Here is a 14,015-nt window from a genome sequence, read left to right as displayed (position 1 = left end):
GGGGCGTCTGCCACCAGTCGGCTGCCGGTGCGGCGGCGGGAGTTGCGGCCGGGCGGGGTCCGGCGCGGTGCACGGGCTCGGAGGCGGCGGCCGCACGCGGTGCCAAGGCGGGGGAGCGTCCGGCGAGGACGGCGGGCAGAGTGTCGTCGATGTAGGCGATGTGGTGGGCGAGGTCCAGACCGACCTGGGCGGAGTCGAGATGGAGCAGGTTGTCGCGCAGCGCCAGGTTGCCGGTGGCGATCACGTGGACGGCGTCGGTGAGGCACTCGGCGACGTGCCGGGCGAGAGGTCCGGCGACGGTGCAGATGACCGGGACCGGCTGGCCGTCGTGCCACTGACGGCGCGCGCGGTCGTACTCGCGCGGGACCTGGATCACGGTGAACCGGGCGGCGGGTGTGCCGCGTTCGGTGTGGCGCAGCTGCACGGCCCCGTACACACGGCCGCGGATGACAGCGGTGGTCTCTCCGCTCATGAGGTACTCCTCGATGCGACGAACGGTCTGGCGGTGCCCGGGAGCCACTCGGACAAGTTCCATAATGCCTACATGTGGGGCGGGTGTCATCTCCTTATCCGTCACGAGGGAGGCACCCGCCCCGCTGCGACTGGCTACGGCTCACGTGATGTGCGCTCCGCCTCAACTCCTGGGTCGGGCTTGGGAGTTCGGCAGGGTCCCGGTCCTTCGCAGCAGGTTGCCGCGCCCGCGTTGTCCCACTGGCAGGCCGGGCAGCGCCACAGGAGGCCGGCCCCCAGAGCCGCGGCGAGGATGGGCTCTTTTCGGATCCGTACGGCGTCGGCCGCGTTCAGCAGCGCATCGAGCAGGGGCGGTTTGGGCGCGCCTTCTGTGTTGCTGTCGTCGAGCACGATCGTGTCCTCGACCTCGACCCGCAGCGGCACCGTGCCGTCGGGCCGGACGAGGTGGTCCGGGGCGTTGTCGACGTGGACGGACACCCGGAAGGCACCGACCTCGTGGTCGAGGTGGGCGAAGACCAGGACGTCGTCGACCTCCACACAGGGAAGGTCGCCGTGGTCTCCCGGGTGGAACACGGCGGCGCGGTTGGCGCGTTCGCAGGCGCCGGCGTCGGGGAACGCGAAGTCGAGCGGAACGATCCGCGGGCGTCCCCTGCCCCTGACGGTCTCGGCGTACAGCGAGTACCCCTCGTCCGGGAGATTGTCGCGGTCGGGCCCGTAGTAGAGCTCTACCGCAGTGGAGTCGTCGGCGGGCGGTTCGTCGGGGACGTCGTCGTCGCCGAGGAGGTTGTCCCAGTTTCCGCGCGCGTGCCGGGCGAGTTCGGCCAGGGCGGAGTCCTCGTCGGCGAAGAGCTCGATGACGGCGCTCTCGTGCCGGTCCCAGCGGTGCAGCACCCAGGCCTGACCCGGCGGACGCGGCGGAATGTGCACGACGGCCGGTTGTGGTGCGGCGGTGAAGTCGAACTGCTCCAGCCAGGTGCCGAGGATGTCGACGACGTCCGCGCCGGGCCATTCGCCTGCGCGCTCCTCCAGGTCAGTCAGCTGCTGGCGCAGCGCGATGACGGCCGAGCCCTCGGGGGTGTTCCTGCCGACGGGGGTCTTGGGGGCAGTGGTCACGGTGGTTCCTCTCTGCTCGCGTGGTGGGCCGGGCGTCTCGCGCGGCCGGTGGAGGAAACCGGCCCGCCGGACGGCGGGCCGGGGGGGGTGGGTGCCGGATGCGCGGCGCCCACCGTGGCGCGTGTCGGTCAGCCCAGTGGGTAGAGCACCAGGGCGGCGACGGCGCTGTCCGGGATCTGCGGGAACAGGCTCCGCAGTTCGGTGTCCCGAGCAGTACGGCTCAGGTGTCGTCGCCGGTGGTGTCCGCGTCCGTGCCCCGGTGCGGGGCGAGTGCCTGCTCCTCGACCTCCGACAGCCGGTAGGAGCCCTTGTCGTCCTGGCCGAGCTTCTCCAGCAGCAGCAGGTAGGCGACCTGCTGGGGGGTGGGGTCCTCCCACAGGAAGCGGACCTGCATCCGGGCGTCGTTCCAGCCCTTCGGGTCGCGCATGTCGTGCTCGAACGCGGCGGCGACGTGCGCGAACAGCACGTGCGGCAGCCGGGCCTTGGAGACGGTGATCAGCTCCGACAGACGCACCCGCTCGAACGGCGATTCGGGCAGCTTCACGCCCAGGAGCCGGGCGACGTCCTCGGCCTCCCGCCGACCGGCCCACTTGCCGTAGAAGTGGGGCAGGTCCAGTAGTACGGAGGCGGCGAACTTCCAGGCTGCCTCCGGCAGGGTCTTGCTGGAGCGCACCAGCCGGGAGACGAACTCCTGCCGGGGGCCTGCGGCGGCCTTCCAGGCCCGGTTGCACGCGGTGGTGCGGGCCCGCTCGGCGGCCTTGGCCTCGTCCTCGGCCGCCTTCTCCGGCTTTGCCTTCGGCTTCGGGCGCACCTTGTGGCCGTAGGCGGCAGGGTCGGCGCAGTACCACACGGGCTGGTGCTCGTCGTCGAGCCGGGCGCTGTGGCCGGGGCAGTTCTTGTGGTTGTCCCCGGCCAGCGGGTTGCCCAGCCCGGTGGTCAGGTCGGTGAGCGGCCGGGCGGTGTCCTTCTCCCCATACGCGAGCCGTGTGGGCAACAGGGGGATCTCCGCCTGTTCGAGCGCGGTGACCGCCTCCTTGCGGGCGGTGCGGTCGGTCTGCTCGGCCTTGAGCAGGGCGAGTTCCTGCTCCCAGTGGCCGCGCCCGCCGTCCTCCTCGTCCTCGTCGCGGGCCAGTGCCCGCAGCAGGCGGTGCTCCGAGTCGGGTACGTCGGCGACCTCGGCGAACGTGGCCATCTGTTCCAGGTCCATGCCCCCGGCCGACGCGCGGCGCAGGGCGGCGTCGCTGAGTTCCTGGGCGCGGGCCAGCCGCTGGCCGGTGCCGCGCCTGAGCCCGAGAGCGCGCGCGGCGGCCTTCTGCTCGACCTCGTCCATGCCGATCAGGGAGAGTTCGGCGGCCTTGAGGGTGTCCTTGGCCGACATGCCCTCGCGCTGGTGGTTCTCGATCAGGGACAGGAAGCGCGTCCACGCGTCCCGGCCGACCAGGTCGGTACGGACGAACGCCTTGATCCGGCGCTTGGTGCGCCCGTCCTCCTCGGCGCTGGCGTTGGCGATCTGCGCAGCCTGGGTGCGCCGCCAGCCCTTGAACGCGCCGTAGGTGCCGTCCGGGCGGGGCCGGACGCTGACGGGGTCCTGGACGTCGACGGCCTTGACGGAGTTGATCAGGTCGTCGTCGGGCTCGGTGTCGTGCTCGCGGGCGTTGCACTCGTCGCGCACGATCGTGTCCGCGTCGAGCAGGACGGCGGTCAGGCTCTCCTCGTCGGCGTCGACCGGGGCGTGCTCGGCGCTCTGGTCGGCGGTGGACTCGGTGGCTGTGGCCATGTCTGGCCTCCTTGTGCTGGGTTGACGGACTTTCAGCGGTGCCGGGAGAGAGCCACTCTCTCGGCGTGTTCCATAATACGTTATTCATGGGGTGGGGCAACCGGATTTCTCGGTGTCGCCCCACCCGCAAAAGTGCAGCTCAGGTGGGCCTGCGGCGACGTGCTGCGTGCACGGAGCACGCGAACACGGCGCGTGTCCCGCCGCCGATGCGGGGGATGGAGGTCACCTGCTCGGTGCAGGGCACGCCGCAGTCGACGCACCTGCGGTCGTCCTCCGGGACGGGCGCCGGCGCGGGCGGTTCGGGTGGGGTGGGGCGGATCTGGGCATGGCGGAGCCTCTCTCGTGCTCGAAACGGTGGTGCCGTACACGCGGTGCGCGGGCCGGGCGTTGACGGTTATACGGGTGCGCCGCCAGTGGCCTTCTGGCGATGCCGCTTGGCCATCGCGCGGGCGCCCAGTTGCGACGCGACGGTCACGTTCCAGCCGCACGAGCAGCGTGCCGTGGTCGTGCCGTCGTACACGTAACCGCCTTTGCGCTCGCGGCCCTCTCCGAGCTGGCCCCGGTCCGAGGGGCGATACCAGCCGGACGGCTGGCCGGTGCTCGTCAGGTGCCGGGCCTCGGGCGCGCACAGCAGGCGCAGGCCTGCGTCCGCCACGGCGGCCACCTTCCAGTGATCCCACTCGCAGCCCTCCAGGAGACCGGTGAGCTCGGTGCCGGTGGTGCCGCGCAGCTCGATCCGGCCGTTCGGCCAGACGCGTGCGGACGCGCCGGGAATGCTCCAGCCGACCGAGCCGTCCGACTGGCGGGGGATGCCGTTGCGGTGGTCCGGCGTCATCCTCGCGAGCAGCCGGACCGAGGACATGGCGGCGGACGGGCGGCGGTGGTCGGCTGTCTCGGGCGAGGCTTCGGCGATGGCGGCCAGCCAGGCCGGCGCGAGCGCGTACGCCCCCGGATGGAAGGTCAGCAGGGCGGCCCGGTCGCGCCCGTTCCCGGAACGTACGGCGGCCCGGATGAAATCCGAGTAGCGGGCGTATCTGCGTACGGACACCGGGCCGCGGGCGGTGGTGAACCAGGCCTGCTGGCGGTCGACGAGCGTTGACAGGCCCGCGCCGTCGAGCGGGGCGTCTGCCTGGGGCACGGGTCAGGTCCTTCCTGGCGGGGGCTGTGAGGAGGTGTCAGCGGCTGGGGCACTGGGCGGCGAAGTGCCACGTGAACCGGCGCCCGGAGCGCATCCCGTGGGTGGGGCAGCCGGGGGCCAGCAAGAAGCCGCCGCACGGCAGCCACGTGCAGATGCAGCGCGGGTCGGCGTCGAGGTGGAGGTGCTCGGCGGGTTCGGGGTCGGGGAACATGGGGCTCCTTCGCCTCGGGGCGGGCGGGGTGTGCGGGATGGGGTTCAGCCCTGGACGGGGCCCTTGGCCTGGTTCTCGGCGCGCCACTGCGCCAGTCGGCTCGCGCATGCCGCGCTGTCGGCGAGGCACTCGTGCGCCGTGCCGGGGGAGGGGTGGCGGATCACGTCGATCGTGTCGCCCTGCGGGTCGTGCAGGTGGGCGGTCCATCCCGGGGTGTCCCTGCTGGTGCCGTGGTCCTCTTCCGGGTGGTCGGCCGAGCCCTGGTCGTCGATGTGGATGGTCCAGCCGTCGACCAGGGGAACGGTGACGGCGGTGCGGTCGCCTCCGGTGGCGGTGAGGCTGCCTCCGTGGAAAGTGGCCTGTTCGAGTGCGCGGATGAGGATGTCTCCCGCGCGGCAGGGGATGTCACGGGCTGCCACGGGCGAGGCGGCGAGGCGCTCGCGCAGGGCGGTGACCATGTCCAGGGCGGTTGCGGTGGGGGCTTCCTCGCCGGTGAGCTGCGTGTGCAGTTCGGCGAGGACGGCGGCGGCGGTGGGCGCGCCGGGCAGGTGGTCGACGATGTTGGTGTGAAGGAGGAAGAGCCGGATCGCCCAGTGCCGGGCCGGGCTCTCGGCGGCGAAGGCGCGGAATTCCGGACGGGTGGGGTCGTAGCCGGTGAGGTCGTACGCGCGGGTGATCCCGTCGTGGGTGAGGGTGTGCAGGGTGCGGGCGGCGGCGACCAGGCGGGCGGGGGCGGCGAGCGGGAAGAGGTCCCGCTCGTGGGTGCCGTGGGCCTCCCACAGGACTCCGTCCCACAACACAGCCAGTTCTACGGCGCGTTCGGCCTGGTGGGCGCGGCGCGCCAGCCGGACAGGAACGCGCTGGATGCCCTGGGTCAGGGCGGCTCCGGCTCGCTGCTGGAGGGTGAAGGCGTGCTGCGCGTGAGAAGCCAGCAGCGCGGCGGCATCGTGCAGGTCCATGGAGAACTCCTCCCGAAGAGCGACTAGTTCCATAATGCCTAAATTCTGGAGTGGGGCAGCTGCTTTTTCCGGCGCTGCCCCACCCTGAAACCCGCAGGTCAGGGCTCGGTCGGCACAGGACCGAACGTGACCCGGACACCGTCTTCCATGACGTCCACGGTCCGGCCCGGGGCTGCCAGAACGCGTGCGTAGTCCTCCAGGTCCTTCTCGAAGCGCTCGCCCTCCTGCGCGGTCGCCTCCCTGCGGACTCCGGGCCGGATCGCGCCCCAGGGCTCCAGCAGCCGCGCCACCCTGGTCACGGCGGGATTCTTGCCGGGGAGGATGAGGAAGCCCGGTGTCCGGATGTAGTCGGCGTCGGTCAAGCCGTACGGCATGTGCCCGGCGGTCGCCAACTCCACGGCCAGCGACCGGAATTCGTCCCTGTCGATCAAGTCCGGCCACAGTCCCGGCAGGTCCAGGGACGCCGCCCCGGCGTGCCGGGCGGCTTCGGCTTCGCGGTTCTCGCTGCCGGCCGCGCCCTGGGCCCGGTCGGTGTCGGTGTAGGTGTTCACGGACGCCCCGGTGAGCTGGTCCACGAGGTCCCACCCGGTACGCCCGGGGGCTGGTGCGACGTGGAACCTGGCTTCGGGCTGTTCGGCCGGCGCCTGGGCGAAGAACACGTGTGCGCTGCCGTACGGCTCCGTCGTCACCAGTCCGGCCCGGCGCAGGATGTCGGCGAGGAACGGGGCGACGGCCCGGGATTCCCCGGCGGGCGTGTGCCACCAGGCGATCGGGCAGTGCCGGTCCTCTCCGTGGGGGTGGTGCACGGGGAGGTCGGCGATGGCCCACTGCTCCCCGGGGCGGTCGGGGAGCGCGGACGCGAGGGCGGTCCGCGCGTGCTCGACGGTGGGGGACAGGTGGGAAAGGGCGGCGGTCTGCTGGGGCAGGAGGCGGCGCCGTATGTGGGCGGCGGTGTGCCGGGCGGTGGCCCGGTCCTGGGTCTCGCCGGGGCGGGGGCGCGGCTGGGCGGTCACCGTGATGGGCTCGATGCTCAGGCCGTGGTCGGCGGCCTGCTCCGACAGAGCCGCGGTGATGGTGATCCGGGTCCGCGGGCGGTTGGCGGCGAGGACGAGGGCGCGGCCGTCGGCGTAGACGACCCGCACCCGGTCCGGGGCGCCGTCCGTCTCGGCGCGCTCGGCGCTGAGCTGCTCGGCAACTGCACGGGCGAGCGACTCAAGGCCAGTGGCGGTGGACAGGTCCATGACGGTCTCCTTCGGGCACGGGGGGCAGGGGCGTGGGGTGTTCCTGCTGTCCTGCGCGGCGGGCGGACTACGGGCGGCGGGTCTCGCGGTGGATGCGCTCGCTGGTCGCGCGGGCTTGCTGGCGGGCCTGTTCGGCTGCGGCCTGCGGATTGGCGGCGTAGACGATCTCGACGCTGCCGGACGTGGTGTCGGCCTCCTCGCGATACTCCTCGCACCGGTCGGACCGTTCACCGGGATCGGCGGGGGCTTCCTCGACGTGCCAGATGTCGACGTCGCCCCCGCCCTGCCACTGACCGACCACGAAGAAGGGGCGGTCCCGGTTCTGCGGCGCGACGGCGGTGAGCGGCAGTGCCTCGCGCCCCGGGGCGGCGTCCTCGTCGGGGCGGTCGGCGTGGCGCTCGGCCTGGGCGCGGTGGTCGTCGGCGGTGTATCCGGTGTCGCACCAGGGGCGGCAGAGTTACCCAGCCGGGGCTCGGCAGGTTTCGCACGTCTCGTCGAAGTCCTCGGGGCGGAACGGCGGCAGGCTCACGGGGCGGTCTTGATGTGCTCGGCCACCTTGCGGGCGGACAGGACCGGGGTGGTCGTCGCCAGCGCACCGCAACTGGCCTGCCGGATCTGTGCCGAATTCGACGTGGGGATCTGGAAGTTGGTGGCCGGGGTGATCCGCCACCTGCGGCCGTGCGGGTCGGTGACGGTGTAGGTGAGGCACTGCGGGGTGTCCTGCTGGCCGTTGTCGCTCCAGATGAGGCCGGCGTCCGTGAGGGCGCGGCCGAGCTGGGCGCAGCGTTCCGGGGTGGCGTGCTCGAACGATGCCACGGTGTCTCCTCGCTCGCACTTGATCTGACAGGTTCCATAATACTTTAATGATGGGGTGGGGCAACTGGTTTTCCCGGGGCTGCCCCACCCCGTCCGTGCCGGTGATCCCTAGGGGCGCATGAGGACGTTGGTCCTGTGCGGCAGGGCGGCGGGTGCCTGGTGGTCGCGGTAGTCGGACACCTTCACGTAGCCACCCGGCATCGTGTCCAGGCGGAGTTCGTCGGGCCCCCAGTTCTCGGTCACGTCCGGGGGGAGGTCCTCGATGTCGTCCGCCTCGACCTGGCAGGCCCACCCGGTCAGGTCCTGGCCGTAGGCGCGGCGCCACTCCAGCAGGATGGGGAAGAGCTGCCCGACGTCGTCGACCAGGGCGACCGCGCGGGCGTCGTACGGCCCGGGGCACTCGGCGAAGGAGGGGGTATCCGGGCGGGTGCGCTCGCCCAGGGTCATTAGCCAGCGCACGGTCACACCGTCTCCTTGGTCCCGGGGTACGCCTGGGTTCCCCGGCGGCGGGTGCGGCCGCGCTGCTGCTGGGCGCGCAGCGACTCGACCTCGCCCCGGTACTTGTCCGCGCGGGCCCTCTCCTCGGCTGCGGCGGTGGCGTAGTACGGGCCCTGCCACTCCATGACGTGGATGAGGCGGGCCAGCGAGTCGTCACGGTCGGCCAGCATCAGCAGGGGGTGCGGGTGGGCGGTGAACCAGCGCGCGACGGTCCACCAGGCGGCCACGGCGGCCTTCCGCGCGGGGCGTGCGGACTGCGACTCCGCCTCGCAGCGGACGGCTTCGGCGTAGGCGTGCGCGCTGGCCCAGTTGAGGAATCGCAGGAGTCCGGGCGTCTTGCGCAGCCGGGACGCGTCCAGGATCAGCGGCAGGTCGTCGCGCTGGGCGACGCTGTCGGCGCACGCGCGCAGTACGGCGGTGAGCGTCGCGGTCGTCTCGTAGGCGTCGACCGGGCCGAGACAGGCGCGGACGGCGGTGAACTGGTCCCAGTAGCGCGGGTGTTGGGTTCCGGTGACGTGCACGCTGCCGCGCATCGCGCCGTGCAGCTCGAACACGACGGAGTCCGTGCGGCGGGGGCCGGCGGTGGCGTGCACGGTGCCGGTGGGCGTCTCGATCGTGAGAGTGGTGGACATGGGCGGTTCCTCTCGTGGCAGGGCGGACGGCGGTTGCGGGGGAGGTGCGGTGCTGACCGGGCCGTCCACCGTGGGGCGGACGGCCCGGCGTGCTACTCCTGCGGCTGCTTGTGGCGGCGGAGGTTGTCCCGGCCGGTGAGGGAGGTCTCTTTGCCGCACGGGCACTTGGCGTAGCGGCGGCCGTGCAGATGGAAGAACTTCGGGCCGGTCGCGAAGGCGTTGATGGTGCGGATGGTTCCAGGGACCGGTTCCTTGTTCGTGCAGTAGCCGTCCGGTGTGGCGGCGGGCTTGTCACTCATGGGCGTTCCCTTCGGCGGGCTCGTCGGGGTGGTGCAGGGTGGGCGCGGGGTAGACCAGGCGCAGCGTGGCTGCGACGTCGGGGCAGGGCATGACCGCTTCCTGGAGCTCGCGGGTGTCCATGGGGTGCAGCCATCCGTCCCGTACGCTCCAGCCGCAGGCGCGCGGGAAGGGTTCGTCGGCGGTCGTGGCAACCAGGACGGCGCTGCGCACGGTGCTGTACTCCAGCGCAAAGGTCAGCAGCGCGAAGAACCGGAGATAGGCCTCCTTGCTGTGGCTCACGCGCACCGGGGCCATACCGAGGGACAGGGAGAAGTCGGCGGTCACGATCGTGCCGTTCGTGCGCTCGCCAACCATGCTGAACCGGTGGCTTCCCTCTCCCAGGGCCAGCAACAGGGCGGCGAGCACATTCATGGCGCGGCCCATAGCGGATGCGGTGGCGGTGTCATCGGGCCTGGTGAGCCTGGGCTGTGCGGGCATGGCGCATCGCTCCTTGAGGAGGGTCCGGGCTGGCGCTGTACGGGGTCCGGTCAGACGGGGCGGCGGCGGCCCTGCTCGTCCAGGCGGCGGATCTCCGGCGTGATCTCCGGGAAGTGGCACCACGTGCGGCCCATGACGTCGTGGGCGGTGTAGAAGTGCACGGTCCTCGTCCGCTCGCTTCCGCCGGCCGTGGCGTAGGCGGCGGCGTACCAGTAGCCGTTGATGCTGAACGGAACGGCGTCCTCGGGCCACGCGTGCGGGATCAGGGTCAGACTCGCCCGGTCGGCGTGCCGCACATAGCGTCCCGACGTCGGGTCGGCGACCAGGAAGTGTTCCCGGTCCGTGCCCTCGTTGTTCAGGGCCCACTCGCGGCAGGCTTCGCAACTGCCCATGCTGTTGCAGTGCAGAACGGCAAGGGGGCGGTCGTGCATCTCGGTGAAGGGGCCGGTGTAGGTGACGGCGTTTCCGATGTAGAGGCGGGGCGCGGACTCAGGCATGTGCGGCCTGCCAGGCATGCGCGTTCCACATACGGGTCAGGTCGTCGGCGTATGCGACGTCTCGCGCCGACTCGGCGTCCAGGGCGGCCACCACCGCGAGGCTGCCCCCGATCTCCTCGGTGCGCCGCATGGCGGCGTCTCCCTGCGCCTGGCGCTCGGCCTCGTCGTCTGACAGGTGCTGTACGAGGTAGACGCGCGCTTCCCTGGTGAAGAGCACCACGTAGCGGCGGAAGTCCTCGATCCGCGACGGGCGGGCGGGCCCGGTCGTGGTGTCGGCGAGCTGCGCGCGGGCCTCGGCGAGCAGCTTCGCGACTTCCTCCGTCGCCTTCACGCCCATGTCCCGCTGGCGCTGGTTGCGGGCGTAGTACACACGCGCCTTGTCACGGATGGGGGCGGACTCGATCGGGGCGTAGATGCTGATCATCCGGCGCGCGTTGGCGTCGCGCTGGTCCTGCTCGGCCTGGGCGGCGCGCGCGGTGTCGGTCACCTTGCCCTGCGTCCAGCCCAGCGCGGTAGCGGCGCACGACGTGCCGTAGTAAACGACGTCCTCGGCCGTGCCGTCCTCGTTCCCGTCGGCGTCCAGCGGCATCAGCGCGACCGTGCGCTTGAGGCCACGGCGGCCGCAGCAACCGCAGGTGTCGTAGTCGTCGACGATGCCTTTGATCGTCCACTTCGGGATGGGCATGAAAGGCCTTCCGTGGGGCGGTGGGTGTGAGGTGGCCGGTCTGGCGTGCTCCGGCCGGAGCAGCTGCGCGCAGGAGGGGGGCGGCATGTTCCTGGCGCGCGGTCTGCTCCGCAGACGCGGTGCCCTGCCGCTACGCGACAGGGGCCGGCGCGCTCCGCGCTCGGGGTCCGTGCGGCCGCTGCTGGCCGGTGGGGGCCGGGTGGGCACCCATGGGGGAGTTGGGCGCCCACCCGGCGTTCAGGGGGTCAGACCGTCGTGAGGGCGAAGGCCTTTTCCATCAGGCCGTTTGCCGCTCCGCTGATGACCCGCTCGGCGCGAGCGACTGCCTTCTCGGCGTCGGTCTTGCCCTGGGCGGGGGCAACGTGGTTGGCGTACTCGGTGAGCGCGTTGTATCCGGCCCACCGCGTGCCCCGGATACCGGCCTGTGTGTCGGCGTGCTCGAACAGGTTCGAGATCGTTCCCCACCGCTGCCGCTGGTTGGTCTTCTTGCGCGGGCTGTCGTTGTCCTGGACCGGCCACATCTCGTCCACTACCGACTTGAGCTCGCTGAGCGTCATCTCGGCCTGGATCATGCGCTGTGCGGCCTTCTCGAACTCCTCGGCATACCGGGCGGTCAGACCGAGCGCGGAACGGGCCTGCGCGATACGGGCTTTGGCGCCTGCCGTGTGCCGCACCACGAACGAGGAACGGGCCCCCGCGATCGCCGCGCGTGCGGTGTTCGCGCACACCACCCGGACCGGTGTGGTGACGATGCGGAATGCGGAGCTTCCGTCGTGGCTGTTGATCGCCGCGATATAGAGATCTACGGCGTCGTTCCCGCCGATCGTGAGGGACTGCGGCAGCTTCATGGTCAGGAACACCTGACGGCCGTCCCTGAGCGATCCGGCGGTCTCGAAGTGCGCCCCGGACTCGTCGGAAAGGAGGTTGAGGAACTCGGCGTGCTCCTCGTTCTGTACGGGGAAGTAGTCGCTGCCGACCACTCCGAGCGTCTGCGTGCGGCCGGTCTTGGGGTGCGTCCGCGCGCTCGCGAAGTGCTCCGCTACCTCGACCGGCGTTGTGCCGTCCGGCGTGATCTCCGTTGCGGTCAGCGGGAGGAGACGCACGTTCCATCCGGACAGGGACGCGAGGCTCATGGCCTCCTCGGCGGTCATGGCGCCCTCGGTGACGGTGCCCAGCTTGTGCCACGCGCTCTCGTTGGCGGAGGCGAACGCAGCGGTTCCGTCGGTGAACTGCTCGATCTCGTGAGCCACTTGGGCTCTCCCTTCGGGTGACGAACTTTCGGCGGTCCGGTCCGGGGGCCACCCGTTCCGAACTGGTTCCATAATACCTATCAAGGAGGGTGGGGCAACAGATTAAAACCGCCTCCGCACCCCACCCTCAGGACAACGCCCTGACCTGCTACAGCGATTGCTCGACCGGCAGGGACTCGGCGTGCCGGTAGATCAGGTCAGGCTGAGGGTCGTGCTCACCTTCCCTGCGAGCCTGCTGGTATCCGGCGCGTACCTCCTCGGCGGTGCAAGGCATGAGCCAGCGTCGGGCAGCGTCGACGGTCCATGCACGCACAGAATCCACGGTGTCCGGGGCCATGGTGCGCACGATGACCGCTCCCATACCGCCCGGGACGAAACCGCTCGCGATCGTTGCCCAGAATCCGAGTGCCTCGGTCTCCTCGCAGGAGGCGCGTTCCGCGTCGTCGGTGAAGAGATGGAAGTTCCCGACGCGCAACCCGTCCTCCGAGTAGGTGCTGCAGACCAACGTGTGTTCTCCGGGGCCGACTACGTCCAGCAGAGCGAAGAACACGGCTTCGGCTCGGGCGAGTACCCCGACTGCTGCGCCTACGGCGTCCTCGGAGAGTTGATCGGAGGCCGTAGCCGGAGCGGTGTCCTCTTGGGCCGGGGGCGCCCACCGCATCGCAATGCGCTCGGGCCATGTGTGGCCGTCGAGGGTCAGACGAACATGATTGGTGTACTTGGACATACTGCGCTCCTCCTTTTCGCTCGGGAATTGAGGGGGCCCGGTCGGGCCGGGCCCCCGGCTCGGCTACTTCAGTCCACGTGTCCGCAGAAATTCACTGATGCGGAATGCGATCGCGCGAACGGGAAGGGACGCACCCCGGAATGTCCCGAGAATGCGGGGCCCCGTTTCGCTGTCGTGGATGAAATGGAACTCGAAACCCTCGGCGACGGGGAGGAGAATTCGAATAGGTCCGGCCGTGGTGTCGAACCGAATTGACGTGGTGTTGTCGTCCAGGTCATGAACGATGACGGCGTCACGGAGGAGCTCCGGGCGCGGGAGGAAGTTCGCGATCCGGCGGGCCTTCTGTGCCTGCGGGGTGTCGATTTCCCCCGTCTCTGACGTCACGGTGCCGTAGAGAATGACGATTTCCACGTGTGTACCTCTCTGCTGACGAACAATCGGCGGTGTCAGTGGGGGCCACCCTCTGACATGTTTCATAATACATTAGTGGCTGATCTGCTGCACTACCTCACGCGCAAACTCCTGCACTATCTCCTGCGGTATCTCCTGACCCGGACTCGCGGCCGGCCTCTCCAACTTCCCTGGTCAGATACCATGTTGAACCTGGTTGGGGTCGGTGACATCCCCTCTGCTGCCGCTCTCCCTGCCCGAATGTGAGAAAGGGTGGGGGCGGGCTAGGGCGGGCGCGGCGGTTTCGGGGATCGGGGCGGGGGCTTGTGGTTGCGCGTCGGCGGGGCCTCCGCGCTCGGGTGCTCCGCACCCGGACCCCCTGGAGGGGCCACTCCCTCCGACCGAGCTGCCGGAGGCAGGCTCACCCCTTGCCCCGTCTCAACTCCGCACGTCTCCACGGGGATAGGGTCCCGGAGGGACCCTATCCCCTTTCATCGTATTCCGTGGAATACTTTCCACCACGGAATACACGTCACAGTCTCTTGTCTTGAAAGGAATCGGAGATTCCCCACCACCCCACCAGGGAAACGAACATGACGGACCCTCACCTGAAACACCCTCAAATAACAAACAAAACAAGCCTCTTTCCGTGCCGGAGGCACGCCAATTCACCATCTTTTCGTTCCGGAGGAACACGAATCCCCCTATCCGCTTTTCATTCCGGAGGAATGTACGTTATGGAATGCCCGGAGGGCAATTCCATAACGCCCCGCCGGAGGCGGGAATTTCGCGCGGGGACGCGCGAAACGAGCGAAGCGAGTATTCGGCTGCCG

18 protein-coding genes are annotated in these 14,015 nt (G+C 70.6%); all 18 read right to left on the bottom strand.

All coding sequences use genetic code 11. The annotated features are described in order from the left end of the window. Positions 1–472: single-stranded DNA-binding protein (locus R6V09_RS29530; protein WP_317884503.1), on the bottom strand; the 472-nt coding region annotated here is incomplete at its 3' end. A gap of 134 nt (positions 473–606) precedes the next feature. Next, the gene (locus tag R6V09_RS29525; RefSeq protein ID WP_317884502.1) at positions 607–1,584 is read right to left on the bottom strand and encodes a hypothetical protein; all 978 of its coding nucleotides are present in this window, start codon (positions 1,582–1,584) and stop codon (positions 607–609) included. A 220-nt stretch (positions 1,585–1,804) separates the two neighbouring features. Continuing rightward, positions 1,805–3,361, bottom strand: a complete 1,557-nt coding sequence (locus tag R6V09_RS29520; RefSeq protein ID WP_317884501.1) for a ParB/RepB/Spo0J family partition protein — start codon at positions 3,359–3,361, stop codon at positions 1,805–1,807. A gap of 394 nt (positions 3,362–3,755) precedes the next feature. Beyond that, positions 3,756–4,499: a hypothetical protein gene (locus R6V09_RS29515; RefSeq protein ID WP_317884500.1), complete on the bottom strand. Its 744-nt coding sequence runs from the start codon at positions 4,497–4,499 to the stop codon at positions 3,756–3,758. A gap of 37 nt (positions 4,500–4,536) precedes the next feature. Next, positions 4,537–4,710 (bottom strand): hypothetical protein, encoded by a 174-nt coding sequence (locus R6V09_RS29510; protein ID WP_317884499.1) that lies wholly within the window; start codon positions 4,708–4,710, stop codon positions 4,537–4,539. Positions 4,711–4,754: 44 nt separating this feature from the next. Next, the gene (locus R6V09_RS29505; protein WP_317884498.1) at positions 4,755–5,669 is read right to left on the bottom strand and encodes a hypothetical protein; all 915 of its coding nucleotides are present in this window, start codon (positions 5,667–5,669) and stop codon (positions 4,755–4,757) included. Between the two features lie 98 nt (positions 5,670–5,767). Next, positions 5,768–6,910 carry a hypothetical protein gene (locus tag R6V09_RS29500; protein WP_317884497.1) on the bottom strand — a complete coding sequence of 381 codons (1,143 nt, stop codon included), beginning with the start codon at positions 6,908–6,910 and terminating at the stop codon, positions 5,768–5,770. 67 nt (positions 6,911–6,977) lie between these two features. Beyond that, the gene (locus tag R6V09_RS29495; RefSeq protein WP_317884496.1) at positions 6,978–7,211 is read right to left on the bottom strand and encodes a hypothetical protein; all 234 of its coding nucleotides are present in this window, start codon (positions 7,209–7,211) and stop codon (positions 6,978–6,980) included. Between the two features lie 224 nt (positions 7,212–7,435). Then, positions 7,436–7,726, bottom strand: a complete 291-nt coding sequence (locus R6V09_RS29490) for a hypothetical protein (protein WP_317884495.1) — start codon at positions 7,724–7,726, stop codon at positions 7,436–7,438. Between the two features lie 108 nt (positions 7,727–7,834). Then, entirely contained in the window at positions 7,835–8,191 is a 357-nt protein-coding gene (locus R6V09_RS29485; protein WP_317884494.1) for a hypothetical protein, read from the bottom strand. Beyond that, positions 8,188–8,856 carry a hypothetical protein gene (locus tag R6V09_RS29480; protein ID WP_317884493.1) on the bottom strand — a complete coding sequence of 223 codons (669 nt, stop codon included), beginning with the start codon at positions 8,854–8,856 and terminating at the stop codon, positions 8,188–8,190. The genes R6V09_RS29485 and R6V09_RS29480 overlap by 4 nt, the downstream gene beginning before the upstream one ends. Before the next feature lie 92 nt (positions 8,857–8,948). Further along, the gene (locus R6V09_RS29475; RefSeq protein WP_317884492.1) at positions 8,949–9,155 is read right to left on the bottom strand and encodes a hypothetical protein; all 207 of its coding nucleotides are present in this window, start codon (positions 9,153–9,155) and stop codon (positions 8,949–8,951) included. Further along, positions 9,148–9,633: a hypothetical protein gene (locus R6V09_RS29470; RefSeq protein WP_317884491.1), complete on the bottom strand. Its 486-nt coding sequence runs from the start codon at positions 9,631–9,633 to the stop codon at positions 9,148–9,150. Before R6V09_RS29470 ends, R6V09_RS29475 begins: the two co-directional genes overlap by 8 nt. Before the next feature lie 50 nt (positions 9,634–9,683). Continuing rightward, complete coding sequence (locus tag R6V09_RS29465) at positions 9,684–10,130, bottom strand: hypothetical protein (protein WP_317884490.1); 447 nt, start codon at positions 10,128–10,130, stop codon at positions 9,684–9,686. Continuing rightward, positions 10,123–10,815 carry a hypothetical protein gene (locus tag R6V09_RS29460; protein ID WP_317884489.1) on the bottom strand — a complete coding sequence of 231 codons (693 nt, stop codon included), beginning with the start codon at positions 10,813–10,815 and terminating at the stop codon, positions 10,123–10,125. The genes R6V09_RS29465 and R6V09_RS29460 overlap by 8 nt, the downstream gene beginning before the upstream one ends. A gap of 245 nt (positions 10,816–11,060) precedes the next feature. Then, positions 11,061–12,065, bottom strand: coding sequence for a DUF932 domain-containing protein (locus R6V09_RS29455; RefSeq protein WP_317884488.1), 1,005 nt, complete (start codon positions 12,063–12,065; stop codon positions 11,061–11,063). Between the two features lie 148 nt (positions 12,066–12,213). Next, the gene (locus tag R6V09_RS29450; protein WP_317884487.1) at positions 12,214–12,792 is read right to left on the bottom strand and encodes a hypothetical protein; all 579 of its coding nucleotides are present in this window, start codon (positions 12,790–12,792) and stop codon (positions 12,214–12,216) included. Positions 12,793–12,855: 63 nt separating this feature from the next. Then, positions 12,856–13,203, bottom strand: a complete 348-nt coding sequence (locus R6V09_RS29445) for a hypothetical protein (protein ID WP_019074694.1) — start codon at positions 13,201–13,203, stop codon at positions 12,856–12,858. Between the last annotated feature and the right edge of the window lie 812 nt (positions 13,204–14,015).

The sequence above is a fragment of the Streptomyces sp. W16 genome (assembly GCF_033194735.1).
Lineage (GTDB): Bacteria > Actinomycetota > Actinomycetes > Streptomycetales > Streptomycetaceae > Streptomyces.
This window is presented reverse-complemented; position numbering and strand designations above follow the sequence as displayed.

Coding starts and splice junctions, on each gene's coding strand:
- R6V09_RS29520 (WP_317884501.1), bottom strand. CDS start 3,361: ATGGCCACAGCCACCGAGTCCACCGCCGACCAGAGCGCCGAGCACGCC.
- R6V09_RS29510 (WP_317884499.1), bottom strand. CDS start 4,710: ATGTTCCCCGACCCCGAACCCGCCGAGCACCTCCACCTCGACGCCGAC.
- R6V09_RS29505 (WP_317884498.1), bottom strand. CDS start 5,669: ATGGACCTGCACGATGCCGCCGCGCTGCTGGCTTCTCACGCGCAGCAC.
- R6V09_RS29500 (WP_317884497.1), bottom strand. CDS start 6,910: ATGGACCTGTCCACCGCCACTGGCCTTGAGTCGCTCGCCCGTGCAGTT.
- R6V09_RS29480 (WP_317884493.1), bottom strand. CDS start 8,856: ATGTCCACCACTCTCACGATCGAGACGCCCACCGGCACCGTGCACGCC.
- R6V09_RS29475 (WP_317884492.1), bottom strand. CDS start 9,155: ATGAGTGACAAGCCCGCCGCCACACCGGACGGCTACTGCACGAACAAG.
- R6V09_RS29470 (WP_317884491.1), bottom strand. CDS start 9,633: ATGCCCGCACAGCCCAGGCTCACCAGGCCCGATGACACCGCCACCGCA.
- R6V09_RS29465 (WP_317884490.1), bottom strand. CDS start 10,130: ATGCCTGAGTCCGCGCCCCGCCTCTACATCGGAAACGCCGTCACCTAC.
- R6V09_RS29460 (WP_317884489.1), bottom strand. CDS start 10,815: ATGCCCATCCCGAAGTGGACGATCAAAGGCATCGTCGACGACTACGAC.
- R6V09_RS29450 (WP_317884487.1), bottom strand. CDS start 12,792: ATGTCCAAGTACACCAATCATGTTCGTCTGACCCTCGACGGCCACACA.